The sequence below is a fragment of the Collinsella sp. AF14-35 genome (genome assembly GCF_003464565.1).
Classification (GTDB): Bacteria; Actinomycetota; Coriobacteriia; order Coriobacteriales; family Coriobacteriaceae; genus Collinsella.
Genome location: NZ_QRZD01000033.1, coordinates 1 through 16,686, shown reverse-complemented (window position 1 = coordinate 16,686; position 16,686 = coordinate 1). Strand labels below are relative to the sequence as shown.

The window sequence follows — 16,686 nt, the reverse complement described above, 5'->3', positions numbered from 1 at the left end:
GACGGACCTCGGGACGCTCTTACACCACGTCTGCGCGCGCCACCTCAGACCTGGCTTTTGAGGCCAGTTTATCAGGCATTTTGTTGCGAAAAAACGGGGTGTGCTCGGAGGTCTCAGAATTTGCCGCATACTTCCGAAAACGCGGTCGATCTGGCTCTTGCTAAAACGATTTAGCAGCGTCGGGTAAGGTGTGGTTTCGCCATCGGGCGAACACTTTTAGCGCTTGGGACTTTATTTTTGGGCCTCGAAAGGTGGATTTCGCGCTTTTGGTAAAGAAATGGGTGCGTGTTTTGTCGTGTGCCGGCATTGACACAGAAAAAGGGCCCGGAAGGCGAAGCCTTCCGGGCCCTTTGCAATGCAAACATGCTTGCAAGTACGACTTAACGCACCTGAGCGACGTAAGCGACGTTGGTCGAGGAGACCTTGTCCTCGAGCTGGACGCTCATGCGGGGATCGCCGGCGGTAGCGACGGTCAAATCGCCAGCCTCGACGTAGCCGAGCTCCTTAGCGGTCTCGATCGCCTTGACGATCGTGCCGTTGACGGTGCCCTGGGTAATCTCGGCCTGATGCGGGATAACGCCCCAGTACATGATCATCTGCTGGACGGCCCACTCGTGGCGGGAGAACGCGCAGATCGGCATGTTGGGACGGAAGTGCGAGATCAGGCGAGCGGTACGACCGGTGGTCGTCGGCACGGTGATGCACTTGGCGCCAACGGTGGTAGCCATGTTCACAGCGGACATACCCACAACGTTGTTGACGACGCGGGTGCCGTGAGCATCGGCCGGAACCTCGAGCGGAGCGTGGGCCGGGAGGTACTTCTCGGTCTCGAGAGCAATGCTGGCCTGCATCTTGACGGCCTCGACCGGGTACTTACCGGCAGCGGACTCGCCAGAGAGCATAACGGCGTCGGTGCCGTCGTAGATGGCGTTAGCAACGTCGGCAACCTCGGCGCGCGTCGGGCGCGGGTTCTGCTGCATGGAGTCGAGCATCTGCGTAGCAGTGATGACGGGCTTGTAGGCCGCGTTGCACTTGGCGATGATCTCCTTCTGGATGTGGGGAACGAGCTCGGGCTTGATCTCGATGCCCAGGTCGCCACGGGCGACCATGATACCGTCGGAAGCCTCGAGAATCTCGTCGAAGTTCTCGACGCCCAAGGCGCACTCGATCTTCGGGAAGATCGTCACGTGCTCGCCGCCGTTCTCGCGGCAAAGCTCGCGGATGCCGCGGACGGACTCGCCGTCACGGATGAAGGAAGCGGCGATGTAGTCGATGTTCTCGGTCAGGCCAAAGAGGATGTCCTGACGATCGCGCTCGGTGATGGCGGGCAGCGAGATGTTGACGTTGGGCATGTTGACGCCCTTGCGCTCGCCGATCAGGCCGTCGTTCTTAACGACGCAGGTCATGTCCTGGCCACTGACGGACTCGACCTCGAGGGCAACCAGGCCGTCATCGATCAGGATGAGGGAGCCCTTCTCGACCTCGGAGGGCAGAGCCAGGTAGTCGAGGGAGATGTGCTCAGCGGTGCCGTGGAAATCCTCGGACGTGGGCTGAGCGGTGACGACGATCTTATCGCCGGTCTTGACGGCAACCTTCTTGCCGTCGACCAGAAGGCCGGTGCGGACCTCGGGGCCCTTGGTGTCGAGCAGGATGCCGACAGGCAGACCGAGCTCCTTGGAAATACGGCGGACGCGCTCGATGCGACCGTGGTGCTCGTCGTAGGAGCCGTGCGAGAAGTTAAAACGGGCGACGTTCATGCCCGCCTTGATCATCTCGCGGATGGTCTCGTCGCTATCGCAGGCGGGACCCATGGTGCATACAATCTTAGTGCGCTTGTACATTCAGACCTCCATCTGACATCGTCTTGCGCTGATAGATAAACCATAAGAAATAAAACCGAGATGATTATAACGAAATGCCGACCGAATACCCCAAAAAATCGACCGTATGCCGAAATGGAAGTTCATTTTTTGCGGGAAAAACGGTATATGGAAAATCTTTACCAACCACTCCAACCGCTGCTATCTGGGCGATATGTCAGTTTGGCGATGTGCCGAAGAAAAAACGTTTTACCAATGTTGAGCATCACACGGTCTGCACCGTTGCGTGCGGACCATATTTCCAAACCGATTGTTTTGGCTAGACGCGTCGCTTTGGGGTACCATAGCTCCACTATCAACTGCCGCTCAGCACGGCAGCCTTGATGAGCCCTTGCCCTTCTCCTGGGAATTATGATCGGGCATCAATCTGCTGAGTGGCCCGAATCCCAGGAGGGGACTCTATATGCAAAAGGAATACCTGTCCGCCGCGGCGGAGGTGCTCAGCGACCAAGGTGTCGATGAGAACCTCGGCCTGAGCAACGACGAGGCGTCTTCGCGCCTTGCCAAGACAGGCCCTAACAAGCTCGAGGAAGCCGAGAAGACGCCGCTGTGGAAGCGTTTCTTTGAGCAGATGGCCGACCCCATGGTCATCATGCTGATCGTTGCCGCCGTCATCAGTGCGCTCACGGGCATGGTCAAGGGCGAGCCCGACTTTGCCGATGTTGCCATCATCATGTTCGTCGTTATCGTCAACTCGGTGCTGGGCGTGGTCCAGGAAGCCAAGAGCGAGGAGGCCCTCGAGGCCCTGCAGGAGATGAGTGCGGCGCAGTCCAAGGTGCTGCGCGACGGCAAGCTCGTGCACCTGCCGAGCGCCGAGCTCGTGCCCGGCGACGTGATCATGCTCGAGGCGGGCGACTCCGTCCCGGCCGACTGCCGCGTGCTCGAGAGCGCCACGATGAAGATCGAAGAGGCCGCGCTCACCGGCGAGTCCGTGCCCGTAGAGAAGCACGCCAACGTGATCGAGCTTGCCGCGGGCACCGATGACGTGCCGCTCGGCGACCGCAAGAACATGTGCTACATGGGTTCCACCGTGGTATACGGCCGTGGCCGCGCCGTCGTGGTCGGCACCGGCATGAACACCGAGATGGGTAAGATCGCCGGCGCCCTGGCCGAGGCCAAGGAGGAGCTCACGCCGTTGCAGGTGAAGCTCGCCGAGCTCAGCCGCATCCTTACCATTATGGTGATCGTCATCTGCGTCGTGATCTTTGGCGTTGACATCCTCCGCCACGGCGTGGGCAATGTCCTCACCGACCCGACTGCCCTGCTCGACACCTTTATGGTCGCCGTCTCGCTTGCCGTCGCCGCCATTCCCGAGGGCCTGGTCGCCGTCGTGACCATCGTCCTTTCGCTCGGCGTGACCAAGATGGCCAAGCGCCAGGCGATTATCCGCAAGCTCTCTGCCGTCGAGACCCTTGGCTGCACGCAGACCATCTGCTCCGACAAGACCGGTACCCTTACCCAGAACAAGATGACCGTCGTCAAGCACGAGCTCGCTGCGCCCAAGGAGAAGTTCCTGGCCGGCATGGCGCTGTGCTCCGATGCTCAGTGGGACGAGGAGCTGGGCGAGGCCGTGGGCGAGCCGACTGAGTGCGCGCTCGTCAACGACGCCGGCAAGGCGGGCCTCACTGGCCTGACTGCCGAGCATCCGCGCGTGGGCGAGGCCCCGTTTGACTCGGGCCGCAAGATGATGTCCGTGGTCGTCGAGACCCTGGATGGCGAGTACGAGCAGTACACCAAGGGTGCGCCCGACGTGGTGATCGGCCTGTGCACCCATATCTACGAGGGCGATAAGGTCGTCCCCCTGACCGAGGAGCGCCGCGCCGAGCTCGTGGCGGCCAACAAGGCCATGGCCGACGAGGCCCTGCGCGTACTGGCGCTGGCAAGCCGCACCTACACCGAGGTTCCCGACGACTGCAGCCCCGCTGCGCTCGAGCATGACCTGGTCTTCTGTGGCCTGTCCGGCATGATCGACCCGGTCCGTCCCGAGGTGGCCGACGCTATCCACGAGGCGCACGACGCCGGTATCCGCACCGTCATGATCACGGGCGACCACATCGACACCGCCGTGGCCATCGCCAAGCAGCTGGGCATCGTCGCCGATCGCAGCCAGGCCATCACCGGTGCCGACCTCGATCGCATGAGCGACGAGGAACTCGACGCGCACATCGAGGACTACGGCGTGTACGCCCGCGTCCAGCCCGAGCACAAGACACGCATCGTCGAGGCCTGGAAGTCGCGCGACCAGATCGTGGCCATGACGGGCGACGGCGTCAACGACGCCCCGTCCATCAAGCGCGCCGACATTGGCGTTGGTATGGGCATCACCGGTACCGACGTCACCAAGAACGTCGCCGACATGGTACTTGCCGATGACAACTTCGCTACCATCATCGGCGCCTGCGAAGAGGGTCGTCGCATCTACGACAACATCCGCAAGGTCATCCAGTTCCTGCTTTCGGCCAACCTTGCCGAGGTGTTCTCGGTGTTTATCGCCACGCTCATCGGCTTTACCATCTTCCAGCCGGTGCAGCTGCTGTGGGTGAACCTGGTCACCGACTGCTTCCCCGCGCTCGCGCTGGGCATGGAGGATGCCGAGGGCGACATCATGAAGCGTAAGCCGCGCAACGCCAAGGACGGTGTCTTTGCCGGACATATGGGTCTGGACTGCGTGGTCCAGGGCCTAATCATCACCGCGCTGGTGCTGGCGAGCTTCTTTGTGGGCGTGTACTTTGACATGGGCTACATCCACATCGCCGATATGATCGCCGGCAATGCCGACGAGGAAGGCGTGATGATGGCGTTCATCACGCTCAACATGGTCGAGATTTTCCACTGCTTCAATATGCGCAGCCGTCGTGCGTCGCTGTTCACCATGAAGAAGCAGAACAAGTGGCTGTGGGCTTCCGCCGCGCTGGCACTGGTGCTGACGGTGATCGTGACCGTGCAGCCGACGCTTGCCGAGATGTTCTTTGGCCCCGTGACGCTTGAGCTCAAGGGCGTTGTCGCTGCCCTGGGCCTGGCCTTCCTGATCATCCCGCTGATGGAGATCTACAAGGCGATCATGCGCGCGGTCGAGAAGGAGTAGGTCGAAAGGCCATCCTTCCCACCGGCCCGACCGCCTGCGGGGTTTCTTCCTCGCTGGTCCTCGCGCTTCGCGCTGCGGGATCGCTCGGAAGAAACCCCTCCCGGCGGGCGGGCCTTCGGATAACCTCTCGGGACCATTGGCTGAGGGAAAGTTTGTGAGCTGGTCGGGCTTTGCCCGGCCAGCTCTTTTTGATTTAAAATACCTGCTCAGTTGTGTGGTTTTGTGCTGGGAGGCATCTGTGGGCAAGGCTAAGGCTAAAGCGAAGAAAAAGACGACGGGGGCGCGGGCTAAGCGCGATCGTCGTCGGAAGCTCGCGACCGAACCCCCTGCATCTGCTGAGGAGTTGCTGGCGAGTGTACCGGGGCTTGACGCGCTGCAGGATGTTCCGGCGTTTGATGACCTGCCGGTCGATGAAGCTCAGCAGGCTGCCTTTGATGATTTCTGCGCACATGCCGAGGAGCCCGAGCAGATGCAACTTGGCGCCGTGGTGCGCTTGGATCGTGGGTTTCCGCTGGTGGCGACTGCCGACGATACCTTCCGCGCCGAGCATGCCGTGGGATTTGCCAAGTCGCGCGGTGGGGACGAGGTCCTGCTGCCTGCCGTGGGCGATCGTGTGGCGGTGCGCCGCGCTCCCGGGCACGATATGGGCGTGATTGAATGCGTGCTGCCGCGCCGTACGAGCTTTGAGCGTTGGCGCGGCCGTGCCCGCGGAGAGCGCCAGGTGCTCTGCTCCAACGTGGATAGCGTGCTAATCGTGCAGGCGCTCGGTGCCGGTGAGGTGCTGCTCGACCGCGTGGCGCGCTCGCTGGTGTTGGCGCTCGACTGCGATGCCGAGCCGGTGGTGGTACTCACCAAAGCTGATCGCTGCGATGCCGAGGAGCTCGAGCGCGATCTGGACCGCGCGCGCCGCCTGGTGGGTCCGGACGTGCGTGTGATCGTGACGTCCTCTGCCGAGGGCCGCGGCCTGGACGAGGTCCGTGCCTGCGTGCCCGCCGGGAGCTGCGCCATGATTCTGGGCGAGTCGGGTGCCGGCAAGTCGACGCTGCTCAATGCGCTGCTGGGCCACGATACGTTGGCGACCGGCGGTGTGCGCGAACGCGACGATCAGGGCCGTCACACTACCGTCGCGCGCGTGATGGTGGCACTGCCGGGCGACGCCGGCGTGATCGCCGATGCCCCGGGCCTGCGCAGCCTGCCGCTCGTGGGTCACGAGCGGGGTCTGGCGCGCGCTTTCCCCGAGATTGTCGAGGCATCGCGCGCGTGCCGGTTTGGCGATTGCACGCATACCCATGAGCCGGGCTGCGCCGTTCGCGAGGCCGAGGACGCCGGGCAGATCGATAGCCTGCGTCTGGAAACGTTCCAAAACCTGGCGTCATCCATGCGCGTGAGCGCTCAAATGCTCGATCCCGATGTCCATCTGTAATTGATTTTTCCTATGACAGCCGTCTCCCAACTGTTCGGGAGACGGCTTTTTTTGCTGCGGAAAAGCTTCGAAACATACAGTTTGCTGACGTGCTGACCAAAACCTTGCCACGAGCTTGACGGGCTGGTCAGCTTTTGGTCAGCGATTGGTTTGACATCGAAAACCAAGATTGCGATTGCGCCGCTTTGCACTCTGACCGCTCAGACAATGGTGGTACGGGCATTCGCCCGGCACTGCCATGAGAGGAGCGGCCGTGAACAAGAGCAAGCGCATCGCCATCAGTCTGGTCGCGGGCGTGCTCGCTGCTCTGCTCTGCATGGTTTACGGCTCGTCGATCCGCTCGCAAGCCGAACAGGTCCAGGCTGAGACCTTGGCCAAGTACGGTGGCGATCGCGTCGAGGTTTGCGTCGCGGCGCGCGATATCGATGTGGGCGAGACCCTCGATGAGACCAATGTCATAACCCAGGAATGGCTGACGAGCCTGCTGCCGCGTGACGCAGCGACCGAGCTGCGCCAGGTGCGCGGCGACGTGACGACTTCGCGTATTCCCAAAAACGCCGTGATCTGCAATGTCTACACCAAGGCCGAGAGCCGCAAGCTCGAGGTGCCTAAGGGCAAGGTTGCCGTTTCGGTGGCGGTCGATGCCGAGCACTCGGTCGGCGGTGCCACGGGCGTGGGCAGCTACGTGGACGTGTACGTGCAAAAGGACGGCGTGACCGATCGGCTGTGCGGCGCGCACGTGATCGATACCAGTGAGGATTCCGGTGCCACGCGCGAGGGCAAGATCGAATGGGTGACGCTGGCGGCTGACCCCGAAGACGTCAAGGAACTGCTGGGAGCCTCGGGCAAGGGAACGGTCAGCTTGACGATTCCCGCCACGGCGCGCGGCAAAAAGAGCGGAGGCGACGAGTGATGAAGGCGATCTGGCTTGCGTGCTGCGCGTGCGGCGATTACGGGCTGTTGCAGCGGGAAGTCGAGGGCCGTGATGTGGGCGCACAGGTGCTTCGCGTGGGTGACCTGGACGGGCTGGTTTCCATGGCGCGGGCGTTTCCGTCGCGCCGCGGGGCTGCCATCATCGCGGCGTCTCTGTTTGATACCGAAGATGTACGCAAGACTGTTGCGCGCCTGACGGCCGAAGGCCGCGTGAGTCGCGTGGTCGTGTTGATAGAAGCGCTCGATCCGTCGGATATCGAGGGGCTGTTTCGCGCGGGGGCGACCGAGGTCATCGCTGCACACAGTATATGCGGCAACGGGCGCGCGGGCGAGGGAGCGGTTGATTCCGATCGGAGCATGACGATTGAGCCCGATGCTTTTGTTGATAGGGAACCCGGGGCGCCTCGCGCTACAAGAGGCCCGCGTGTTGATGATTATGGAAAAGCGGAAGCCGAGCATGGTCGGCGCCCCCGGAACCCCCTTGTATACGATGACGCTGGAGGGCCGGCGCAGCATGCTGGCGATTCCCCGGCTGTAGATATGGGATACGTGCACGGCGTGAATCTGGCGGATGAACTCGATGAAGTTGAGGGCTTTGCCGGGTGCGGCGAGTTGTCGCTGATGCAGCATGAGCAGATTGTACAGAACGAGCCTGCCTCGCAGACCGAACAAGCTGCCATGCCGGCTTGGACGCAGCGTGTGGTTGCGGCGGGGGAGACGGGTGCGCTGCCACCGACGCCCGCCCCGCCGCCTCCGATGCCGCCGGCAGACGCTGCCGCTCCGCCGCATCGAGCTCCGGTCATCTGCGCTATTTCGGGTTCGGGCGGTTGCGGCAAGTCGACGATCGTTGCCGCCATGGCACACACATCGTCGCTGTTGGGCTTGCGTGCCGCCGTGCTCGACCTGGACCTGATGTTTGGAAACCTTTACGACTTGTTAGGCGTCGATGCTCCGCGCGATATGGCGGCACTTATCGAGCCGTCGGCGGCGGGCACGCTCACCGAGCCGAATATCGTAGCCACATCGATGCGCGTGGCGCCGGGCGTTACGCTCTGGGGTCCCGTCGCGGCGCCCGAGCAAGCCGAGCTCATGGCGCGTCCGGTGGAGCTACTGCTTGATGTTCTGCGTCGCGAATCCGACGTGGTCTTTATCGATACCTCAGTCTTTTGGGGCGACGCCGTGGCGGCTGCGGTGGCGGCGAGCGACCGTTGCCTGGTCGTTGGCGATGCGGCGGTGTCGTCCGCGACATCGGCGTCGCGCGTCATCGAACTGGCAAGTCGAGTAGGTGTGCCGCGCACGCGCATGAGCGCCGTGTTCAACCGGTTCGGTGCGCGCGGGGCAGACGAGGACGTCGCCATGCGCTTTGAGATTGCCTGTGCGTTGAGCTCCAAGATTCGTATCGCCGATGGCGGGCAGGATCTCGCCGCGCTCATGGCGTTTGGGCGCGCTGACGAGGCGGTGGGGCAGACCAGCGCTTTTGCGACTAGCATGCGCGAGGCCACGCGCGAGATGCTCGTGGAACTGGGGTGCGCCGTCGGCCCTTGGAGCGATATGGTCGCCGACCGTGCAACGCGTACCGAACGCCCGCGTATCCGCCTTCCCTGGTCGCGCGAGGGTGATCAGCGATGAGCCTGCAAACGAGGATTAAGGCTGCCGGCGCTGCAGCGGCGGCAGCGCCTGTAGATGCGGGGCGTCGCCGCGCGGTGAAACGACGCACCAAGCGCGCCGTGATGGACCGCATGGGTTACGACGAAGTGGCGCGTATCAGCGCCTATATCGACCCGGCACTTGCCCGCTCGGAATTGCGTCCTGCGGTGGAGGCGGCGCTCAATGTTGAGGAGCCGACCGATCTCGCGACGCCCGAGCGCGAAACCATCATCGACGAGATTTTGGATGACGTGGTGGGCTTGGGGCCGTTGCAGCCGCTCATCGAGGACGACACCGTTACCGAGATCATGATCAACGGCTGCCGCTCGGCTTTCTTTGAACGCGGCGGCGTTTTGTACCCCATCGAGCATGCGTTTGAGGATGATGAACAGATCCGTGTGCTTATCGACCGCATCATCTCGCCACTTGGCCGCCGTATCGACGAGCGCAGCCCCATCGTCAACGCCCGCCTCAAAACGGGCTATCGCGTCAACGCGGTGATTCCGCCTGTGGCGATTGACGGACCGATTCTCACCATCCGAAAGTTCTCGGACCGTATCTGCTCGCTGGACGAGCTTGTGGGGCTGGGGTCGCTGCCGCTTTGGTATGCGCAGCTGCTGTCGTGCGCGGTGTCGCTGCGACAGGACCTGGCGGTTGCGGGAGGCACGGGATCTGGTAAGACCACCCTGCTCAACGCGTTGTCATGTGAGATTTCCACCGGCGAGCGCATCGTGACGATCGAGGACTCTGCCGAGCTCAAGTTTGCGCATCATCCGCACGTGGTGCGCCTAGAGGCGCGCGAGGCTTCAATTGAGGGTGAAGGCGCGGTGACGATCCGCGACCTGGTAACTAATGCCCTGCGCATGCGCCCCGACCGCATCGTGGTGGGCGAGGTGCGCGGTGCCGAGTGCTGCGACATGTTGCAGGCCATGAACACGGGCCACGACGGGTCGCTCACCACACTTCATGCGGGTTCAGAACAGGAGACCGTGGTGCGTCTGACGTTGCTTGCACGTTATGGCATCGACCTGCCGAGTGAGCTCATCGAGGAGCAGATTGCCATGGCGCTCGACGGTATCGTGATGTCCGAGCGCCACGCCGATGGCAGGCGCTTCGTCTCCTCGTATTCGGGGGTGCGACGCGCCGCATCGGGCGGCGTAGAGCTCGAGCGCTATGTGACGTTCGATGCCGCCGAGCGCACCTGGACGCTTGACCGCGAGCCGCCGTTTATCGCAGAAGGCCTGCGGTCGGGGACGCTCACACAAGAGGAGGTGGACGAATGGAGATCGCTGTGCCCCTCGTCGTAGGGGGCTTGGCAGGGCTTTCTGTCGCGACGGCGTGCGGGGCGGAACCTCGTGTGCCGCAGGTACCGCCGGCGGAGCTGGCACGTCAGGCGCTCGAGACGGTGGCAGAGAAGCTGCCGCGTGAGCTGGTGGAAAACGATCTGCTGAAAAAGATCGCCCGTTCGTGGGCATCGCTGGCTCCGGCGCATCGCCTTGGCCTCGTGATCGAAGATGCTTCGGGATGTTTGGCGTTTCTGCTGCTATCGAGCGGTGTCTGCTGCGTTTTACTAACGATGGTGTCGTTATCGCCCCTCGGATTTGCCTTGGGACTTGTTGCTCCGTTTGCCGTTGGTGCCGCTCGGGATGGCTTTGAGAGCCGGCGCGAGCAACACGATGCAGAAGAGGCAATGCCCGAGGCGTTTACCGCACTTTCCATGTCGCTTGCCTCGGGACATTCGCTGGCCCAGGGCATGCGCTTTGTGGGCGCTCATGCGCAAGAGCCAGTGCATAACGAGTTTTTGCGGGTGGCGGCGGCGATCGATTGCGGCATCTCGGCGACCGACGCGCTCGATGACTTGCTCGTGCGTATCGACGCCCCCGGTCTTTCGCTTGTGACCTTGGCGCTTAAGGTGTCTCAGCGCACCGGCGCTCCGCTTGCCGACTTACTGTCCGAGGCGTCGAGCATGGTGGGGGAGCGCATTGAGCTCAAGCGCCGCCTGGATGTTAAGACGTCGCAGGCTCGCATGTCTGCGCATATGGTCGCGGCGATGCCGGCGGGCATGTGCGCGGTGTTGGCGCTGCTTTCGGCAGATTTTCGTCGCGGTCTTGCGACGCCTGCCGGCGCGGGCGCTGTGGTGCTGGGTCTTGCCCTCAACGCCGTTGCCCTGGTGGTTATCCGGCGCATTATGCGGGTGGAGCTATGAGCGCCCCGGTTGCAGTTGCGGCTTGCCTGTGCGCCCTGAGCGTATTTGTCGCGACGGGGTTGGATCGGGCGGATGCACGCAAGGTCGCAGGGGCCTGCAAGCGCGAGGCGGTGCTGGTCGCTGCCGCGGGTCGCTCGGTGGTCGATGCTCTGACCGCGCGAGTGAAGGGCGCGGTTGGAGCGGGCGGCCCGGCGCGAGTGTCGCTCGGCGAAGTGTCCGAGATGATCGATGTTGTGCGCTTGGGTCTTTCGGCCGGTCTTTCGTTTGATGCGGCGCTTGAGATTTTCTGCGCCAACCGCCGGTCAGTGCTGGCTCTTCGCCTTGAGCGCGCCTGCATGGCGTGGCAGGTGGGCGTGGGCACGCGTGAGGACGAGTTGTTGGCCGCCGCGCGCGACCTGGACGTGCGAGCGCTCGAGACCTTTGCCATCACGGTGGGGCAGGCGCTCGCCCTGGGTGCCCCACTTGCCGAGACGCTGGCCGCTCAAAGTCGCGAGATCCGTGCGGCTCATCGCGCCGCGGTCGAGCGCGAGATCGAGCGTGCGCCCGTCAAGCTGCTGATTCCCACCGGCACGCTCATCTTGCCGGCGTTGCTTCTGTCCATATTGGGCCCGCTGCTCGGAGCAGGCGGGATGATGTAGGGAGGAATACATGAACACGATGACTGACGCTGCTGGCAAGGTCCAGGGCTGGGCGTTTTGCCGGGCGGCACATGTTCGTCAGCGCGCCAAGGAACTATTGCAGGAGGAGAGTGCACAGGGTACCACCGAGTATGCCATCTTGGTCGGCGTGCTCGTGGTGATCGCGATTATCGCCATCGTCGCATTTAAGGGCAAGGTCCAAGATCTATGGAACGCTATCAGCGAGGGCATCAACAGCCTGTAGAGGGCGAGCGTCCCATCGGGGTGCTGCTGGTGTTTGCTTGCCTGACCGTGGCGATAGCGGCGGTGCTTTGGGGGCTTAACGCCGCGCGGCAGCAGCGTCCTGGGACCGCCTCCGATTTGGGCTCAGATTCGGCGGTGGCGTCTCAAAAAGATGAGATGCGAGATGCGGACGATTCGGATGTCGCTGTCACGGCGCAAACCTTTCTGCGGACGCTCGACAAGCGGTCTGGCACTGCGACGGATTCGCCTGAGGGCAACGCGATTGCGGTCCGGCTTGCATGGTCCGAGGACCGACCGATGACCGAAGCGGCGGCGGATATGCTGCGTGCCTATCGCGAGGTACCCACGGCGCAACTTGCTCTGAGCGGCTATCTCGACATCAAGGGAAACGTGTGGGGCGCCATCGTGCGCGACGAACGCGGCTGGGTCGATATGGTGACAATTGCCGCGGATGCTGGCGATGCTTCGTGTCGTCTGCGCGCCGTGCGCCTGAGCCCGCAGGCAACGGACTCAAAGGAGGGATCGTGAAATGCATGATGTCCTGCGTGAGGAATCTGCCCAGGCGACGGTCGAATACGCCATCGTCACGGTGGCGCTGTTATCGATCGTGCTGGCGATCGCGGGACTTTGGCCTGCCGGCACCGATGGGCGCTTGGCGGCGCTGGTTGAGCGGGCGGCATCCCATGGCGTTGCCTCGACGTCGGTTATCGACGCCGCTGCGGCCGCTAAGGACATCGCGTTGTATTGATGCCGCGCGCGAGGACCGGGCGCAGTCTACGGTCGAGGCCGCTTTTTTGCTGCCGACGTTTCTGACACTCATCCTTCTCGCGCTGCAACCGGTGTGCCTGCTCTATACGCGCGCGGTCATGGAGTCTGCCGCCGCCGAGACCGCGCGGCTCATGACCACGACGACGGCGGAGGACGACGATCTTAAGGAGTTCACCCGCCGCCGACTTGCCGCAGTGCCCAACGTTTCGATCTTTCATGCCGGCGGGCCGTTGTCGTGGGATATCGAGCTTGGCCGGGCCGGTGCGGGTGGCGTCTCGTCCGTGTCCGTTTCCGGCGAGGTCAAGCCGTTGCCTGTGATCGGTGCGTTTGCGCAGGCTATGGGTGGTACCGCCGAGGGCGGCTACGTTGAGCTCAAGGTCGATGTCTCGTATCAATCGCGTCCCGAATGGCTGGAGGGAGATTATGATTCGTGGATTGCTGCATGGGATTAGGCGCTGCCTGTTGCGGGTGACGCAAGGGTTTGCGGCCCGCCGTCGACCAGGCGCTCTCCGCAAACGAGGCGGCTTTATGGGTCGAGCCGGTGTCGATCTGTTTATCGAAGACGGCGCCTATACCACGCTTTCTTCTGCCGTGGTCATCCTAGTGGTGCTCACATTGTTGTTTTCGTCGACCGCGGCGATATGGAGCATGTCGCGTGCCGGGGATACTCAGGTGGCGGCTGATAGTGGCGCGCTGGCGGGTGCCAACGTAGTGTCGTCCTATCACACGGCTGCCACGGTGGTTGATGCGAGCATCTTGAGTCTGGGGCTGGCGGGGTTTGCCACGATCGGGACGGGCCTGGTCGCCATCCTCATCCCGGGTGCCGAGCCGGTTGCCGGCAATATGGTCGACACCGGGATTGAGATCATTAAAACGCGCAACAAGTTTGCCAAAAGCGCATCGGAAGGCTTACAGAAAATCGAGACGGCTCTGCCGTATCTGATCGCCGCGCGTGCCACGCAGGCGGTGTCGGCGCAGGATACCGATAGTGTGACCTATACCGGTACGGCGCTTGCCGTGCCCAGGACATCCGAGTCTGACTTCGCTGCGCTCGAGGGGTCCGAGATCTCGACCGATGCCATTAAAGACACATCAGATGATTTAGAGTGTGCGGCCGAGGAGCTGCGGAAGGCTTCTGGGGACACGGCGAAGGCTAAAGAGCGTGCTTGGCTGGCGGATTGTGGTGGGTCTGACAAGGGCTCGGTCGGCAGCTGTTCTTGCATGTGGGAGCGTGCGAAAAGCCTAACGGATCTCTCCGGTGTTCAAAATCCGCATTACTCATCGAGCGTTACGTGGGAGCCCCAAGTTGCCCTTGATCGCGCGAAGGACTACTACCATTGGCGTCTGACAAATGAGAAGCCCCACGGCTCGAGTGTCGAGATGAAGGCAGAGTCTGCGGCGCGTAAGGCGTTTTATACCTATGCGAGCGCGGAGGTCGATCGGGCGCATATAACCGAGAACGGAGACAGGGTTTCCTCCTATATTCCGCTGCTGCCGCGCAACTCTGATGAGGTTCGGGCGACGGAACTCTATACCGATGCGGTGTGGCCGACTAGCGTGAACGATGACAAGGCGTATCTGCATTACGGGACGACCTGCCCTAACTATAAGAAAGGGACGCCGAGCGGATTTGCTTCGGTTGCCGATTACGATGGACAGGATAAATGCAGCAAATGCCATTTTGGCGTTTTGTCGCTTGGTGCTGTTGCGGCGCCTTCAACCTCTATCGAAAACGGCTTCGAATATCACTTCGACGAGTTCAAAAAGGCCTTGGAGGAATACGTCAAATGTCGGAACAAAGAGCTTGAGCTCATGCGTCAGACCGAGGATGAGGCCGACCGTGCGAGCAATGCGTTTGACCAGGCCATTAAAGCGCTTTCGGGCGAGCGTCCGCGTATCGCTCCGCCCGGTCGCAACGGCGTGGTTGCCTTTGCGGTTTCGGGTGCCATCTCGAGCCCCGATGAGCTCAACTCTTCGTTTAACACGGCAGTCAGGCTTGGCGATCGCGGTGCCATCTCTGCCGCGGTGCTGGCGCCCGATGAGGCGACGGCGCAAAACAACGTGCTTTCGCGATTTTTCTCGACATTGAAGGAACGCTCGGGTGGCGTTGCCGGCGTACTCGATGGCGTCATGGATGTCTGGGGACGGCTGCTTGTGGGATACGGAGACATCCAAGGTTCGGCCGACGAACTTATGGACGAGATGATTAAAGGCCTAGGAGGGGGCAGCGGCGCGTTGGGCTCCATCGCATCGTGGCTCGGCGATACCGTTTCGGCGTCCGTGGCGGCGCTGGGTTTGGAACCGTGCGACTTGCGCCTGCGAAAGCCGGTGCTGACTGATTCCGCCAACGTCATTAAGAGCCCGGGGTCTGACATTGCTGGTCTCTCTCAAGCGCAAGACAAACTGCGAAGTATTCCGTTGGGCGTGACCGATCCCAAGGCGCTTTGCGAGGCGTTGGAATATCAAGTCGAACGCACCATCAGCGGTACGGTGTTCACGCTTGCGGAGATTCCTCTGCCCGGCGGCGGCTCCATCCCGCTCACCGTCGATGTCGCCACGCTGGTTGGCGCTCTGGGCGGTGGGTCGTAATGAGTATCCGCATGCGTCTGCGCGAGGAGCGCGCCCAAGCGACGGTGGAGATAGCAGTGGTTACGCCCGTTTTGCTGGTGCTGGCACTCATCGTATACAACGTCATGATCTATGCCAGCGCTGTCGCGCGCTTCGACCGCGTGGTGCCCGACATCGTGTTGGCGCACGCCGTGGCGCCGAGCGGGGAGGGCGACGAAAGCTCTGTCGATGCCTCGGCGACGGTCCGGACTCAAATTCTGAATGCCATGGAAGGCTATGACTTGCAGATCGAAGTGTCGAGCGAGCAAGGCACGGAGGCATCGGATGGTGGCCTGCTCTCCCTATCCGGTACGTTTAGGACCTACACCTGCACCATGCACTATGAGCCGTGGCCGACTTCTCTCAGCATCGCTGGCGTTCCGCTGGGGGCGCCGACAACGTTGTCGCACGAGCGCGCGGTGACGGTCGATCCATGGCGTCCGGGGGTGGTCATGTGACCGCGGTCTCGTCCTACATCGCCTACGCGCGGGCACTCAATAGGCTGGGCTGGACGCCGGCCGAGTTTGCGGTGGCGGAGTCGTTTGCCGTGCGCCTGCGCGGCATGCTGGGACGGTGTCCGGTTGCCGCCAACGGTCTGCCGCTCGTCATGGCATTTCCACGCTGCTCTTCGGTCCATACGTGTTTTATGGCCTATCCCATCGATATCGCCTTTATCGATGCACGTGGCTATGTCCTCGTATGCTACGAAAACGTACGTCCCTGGCGTATGTGCTCCTGCCCCGGCGCCTGGGCCGTACTAGAGCGTCCTTCAATCATTGTTTCGACCCCTGCTCTCCAACGCGTGCCGGCTTAAGAATTGGCGACAGCGGACTTTCGTCATACGAAATTGGGTAAGTTTGGCAGGAGATTGAACAGGCCCGGCAAAGGGGTCGATGATGGGCAAGACGTATACGGCCGCTAATGGTCAGGTTGTAACGGATGAAATGATTGACGCGTGGTGTGAGTCGTACGAGCGCGGAGAGTTTCCGGATGGCGAACACACCGTTGGTGGGATCGTGCTTGGACGGCCCCCGCTCTCAGGTGAGGGGACGGCAACGCTGTCGGTCAAGATTCCTCTGGGAATGAAGGAGGCCATTCGTCGACGGGCGGCTGCCGAGGGGATGACGCCAAGTGAGTTTGCCCGTGCGGCTCTGAGCGAAAAACTTCTTGCTGCCGGCTGATGCCTCTGACGTGCCGATTTAAAGAACCGGGTTGATTTCCGATCTCAGCCGAACACATTGAGCAAATAGGTCGTT

At 62.4% G+C, this 16,686-nt stretch carries 16 protein-coding genes; 15 read left to right on the top strand and 1 reads right to left on the bottom strand.

Annotation, left to right across the window (positions count from 1 at the left end; genetic code table 11):
* Nucleotides 1–380 precede the first annotated feature (380 nt).
* Nucleotides 381–1,841 carry a pyruvate kinase gene (gene pyk, locus DWW12_RS09020; RefSeq protein ID WP_117634311.1) on the bottom strand — a complete coding sequence of 487 codons (1,461 nt, stop codon included), beginning with the start codon at nt 1,839–1,841 and terminating at the stop codon, nt 381–383.
* Between the two features lie 442 nt (nt 1,842–2,283).
* On the opposite strand from pyk, the gene DWW12_RS09015 reads away from it, so the two are divergent.
* The 15 genes from DWW12_RS09015 (at nt 2,284) to DWW12_RS08945 (ending at nt 16,611) form a co-directional block, all read left to right on the top strand.
* Nucleotides 2,284–4,965, top strand: coding sequence for a cation-translocating P-type ATPase (locus DWW12_RS09015; RefSeq protein WP_117634309.1), 2,682 nt, complete (start codon nt 2,284–2,286; stop codon nt 4,963–4,965).
* 469 nt (nt 4,966–5,434) lie between these two features.
* Nucleotides 5,435–6,388 (top strand): ribosome small subunit-dependent GTPase A, encoded by a 954-nt coding sequence (rsgA, locus tag DWW12_RS09010; RefSeq protein WP_199411568.1) that lies wholly within the window; start codon nt 5,435–5,437, stop codon nt 6,386–6,388.
* 253 nt (nt 6,389–6,641) lie between these two features.
* A complete protein-coding gene (gene cpaB, locus DWW12_RS09005) occupies nt 6,642–7,301 on the top strand; it encodes a Flp pilus assembly protein CpaB (protein ID WP_233503148.1) in 660 nt (219 codons plus the stop codon).
* Complete coding sequence (locus DWW12_RS09000) at nt 7,301–8,950, top strand: P-loop NTPase (protein ID WP_117855772.1); 1,650 nt, start codon at nt 7,301–7,303, stop codon at nt 8,948–8,950. Before cpaB ends, DWW12_RS09000 begins: the two co-directional genes overlap by 1 nt.
* Complete coding sequence (locus tag DWW12_RS08995) at nt 8,947–10,275, top strand: CpaF family protein (RefSeq protein ID WP_006235095.1); 1,329 nt, start codon at nt 8,947–8,949, stop codon at nt 10,273–10,275. Before DWW12_RS09000 ends, DWW12_RS08995 begins: the two co-directional genes overlap by 4 nt.
* On the top strand, nt 10,248–11,174 hold the full coding sequence (locus DWW12_RS08990) for a type II secretion system F family protein (RefSeq protein ID WP_117637388.1): 927 nt from the start codon (nt 10,248–10,250) through the stop codon (nt 11,172–11,174). Before DWW12_RS08995 ends, DWW12_RS08990 begins: the two co-directional genes overlap by 28 nt.
* Nucleotides 11,171–11,812 carry a type II secretion system F family protein gene (locus DWW12_RS08985; RefSeq protein ID WP_117637387.1) on the top strand — a complete coding sequence of 214 codons (642 nt, stop codon included), beginning with the start codon at nt 11,171–11,173 and terminating at the stop codon, nt 11,810–11,812. Before DWW12_RS08990 ends, DWW12_RS08985 begins: the two co-directional genes overlap by 4 nt.
* 10 nt (nt 11,813–11,822) lie before the next feature.
* Entirely contained in the window at nt 11,823–12,056 is a 234-nt protein-coding gene (locus tag DWW12_RS08980) for a hypothetical protein (RefSeq protein ID WP_089572694.1), read from the top strand.
* Nucleotides 12,020–12,583, top strand: coding sequence for a hypothetical protein (locus DWW12_RS08975; protein WP_128620524.1), 564 nt, complete (start codon nt 12,020–12,022; stop codon nt 12,581–12,583). Before DWW12_RS08980 ends, DWW12_RS08975 begins: the two co-directional genes overlap by 37 nt.
* A gap of 1 nt (nt 12,584) precedes the next feature.
* A complete protein-coding gene (locus DWW12_RS08970; protein WP_117637386.1) occupies nt 12,585–12,803 on the top strand; it encodes a hypothetical protein in 219 nt (72 codons plus the stop codon).
* Nucleotides 12,739–13,275, top strand: a complete 537-nt coding sequence (locus tag DWW12_RS08965) for a TadE/TadG family type IV pilus assembly protein (protein WP_117563703.1) — start codon at nt 12,739–12,741, stop codon at nt 13,273–13,275. The genes DWW12_RS08970 and DWW12_RS08965 overlap by 65 nt, the downstream gene beginning before the upstream one ends.
* A gap of 76 nt (nt 13,276–13,351) precedes the next feature.
* Nucleotides 13,352–15,412 carry a hypothetical protein gene (locus DWW12_RS08960; protein WP_117640795.1) on the top strand — a complete coding sequence of 687 codons (2,061 nt, stop codon included), beginning with the start codon at nt 13,352–13,354 and terminating at the stop codon, nt 15,410–15,412.
* Entirely contained in the window at nt 15,412–15,888 is a 477-nt protein-coding gene (locus DWW12_RS08955; protein ID WP_117855771.1) for a TadE/TadG family type IV pilus assembly protein, read from the top strand. Before DWW12_RS08960 ends, DWW12_RS08955 begins: the two co-directional genes overlap by 1 nt.
* Nucleotides 15,864–16,244, top strand: coding sequence for a DUF192 domain-containing protein (locus DWW12_RS08950; protein WP_089572686.1), 381 nt, complete (start codon nt 15,864–15,866; stop codon nt 16,242–16,244). The genes DWW12_RS08955 and DWW12_RS08950 overlap by 25 nt, the downstream gene beginning before the upstream one ends.
* Nucleotides 16,245–16,323: 79 nt before the next feature.
* Nucleotides 16,324–16,611: a ribbon-helix-helix domain-containing protein gene (locus tag DWW12_RS08945; RefSeq protein ID WP_199570780.1), complete on the top strand. Its 288-nt coding sequence runs from the start codon at nt 16,324–16,326 to the stop codon at nt 16,609–16,611.
* The last annotated feature ends 75 nt before the right edge of the window (nt 16,612–16,686 follow it).

What these genes read in the sequence shown, in the direction of transcription:
- pyk (WP_117634311.1), bottom strand. Translation starts at nt 1,841, where the DNA reads ATGTACAAGCGCACTAAGATTGTATGCACCATGGGTCCCGCCTGCGAT.
- DWW12_RS09015 (WP_117634309.1), top strand. Translation starts at nt 2,284, where the DNA reads ATGCAAAAGGAATACCTGTCCGCCGCGGCGGAGGTGCTCAGCGACCAA.
- rsgA (WP_199411568.1), top strand. Translation starts at nt 5,435, where the DNA reads ATGCAACTTGGCGCCGTGGTGCGCTTGGATCGTGGGTTTCCGCTGGTG.
- DWW12_RS09000 (WP_117855772.1), top strand. Translation starts at nt 7,301, where the DNA reads ATGAAGGCGATCTGGCTTGCGTGCTGCGCGTGCGGCGATTACGGGCTG.
- DWW12_RS08995 (WP_006235095.1), top strand. Translation starts at nt 8,947, where the DNA reads ATGAGCCTGCAAACGAGGATTAAGGCTGCCGGCGCTGCAGCGGCGGCA.
- DWW12_RS08990 (WP_117637388.1), top strand. Translation starts at nt 10,248, where the DNA reads ATGGAGATCGCTGTGCCCCTCGTCGTAGGGGGCTTGGCAGGGCTTTCT.
- DWW12_RS08985 (WP_117637387.1), top strand. Translation starts at nt 11,171, where the DNA reads ATGAGCGCCCCGGTTGCAGTTGCGGCTTGCCTGTGCGCCCTGAGCGTA.
- DWW12_RS08980 (WP_089572694.1), top strand. Translation starts at nt 11,823, where the DNA reads ATGAACACGATGACTGACGCTGCTGGCAAGGTCCAGGGCTGGGCGTTT.
- DWW12_RS08975 (WP_128620524.1), top strand. Translation starts at nt 12,020, where the DNA reads ATGGAACGCTATCAGCGAGGGCATCAACAGCCTGTAGAGGGCGAGCGT.
- DWW12_RS08970 (WP_117637386.1), top strand. Translation starts at nt 12,585, where the DNA reads ATGCATGATGTCCTGCGTGAGGAATCTGCCCAGGCGACGGTCGAATAC.
- DWW12_RS08965 (WP_117563703.1), top strand. Translation starts at nt 12,739, where the DNA reads ATGGCGTTGCCTCGACGTCGGTTATCGACGCCGCTGCGGCCGCTAAGG.
- DWW12_RS08960 (WP_117640795.1), top strand. Translation starts at nt 13,352, where the DNA reads ATGGGTCGAGCCGGTGTCGATCTGTTTATCGAAGACGGCGCCTATACC.
- DWW12_RS08955 (WP_117855771.1), top strand. Translation starts at nt 15,412, where the DNA reads ATGAGTATCCGCATGCGTCTGCGCGAGGAGCGCGCCCAAGCGACGGTG.
- DWW12_RS08950 (WP_089572686.1), top strand. Translation starts at nt 15,864, where the DNA reads ATGGCGTCCGGGGGTGGTCATGTGACCGCGGTCTCGTCCTACATCGCC.
- DWW12_RS08945 (WP_199570780.1), top strand. Translation starts at nt 16,324, where the DNA reads ATGATGGGCAAGACGTATACGGCCGCTAATGGTCAGGTTGTAACGGAT.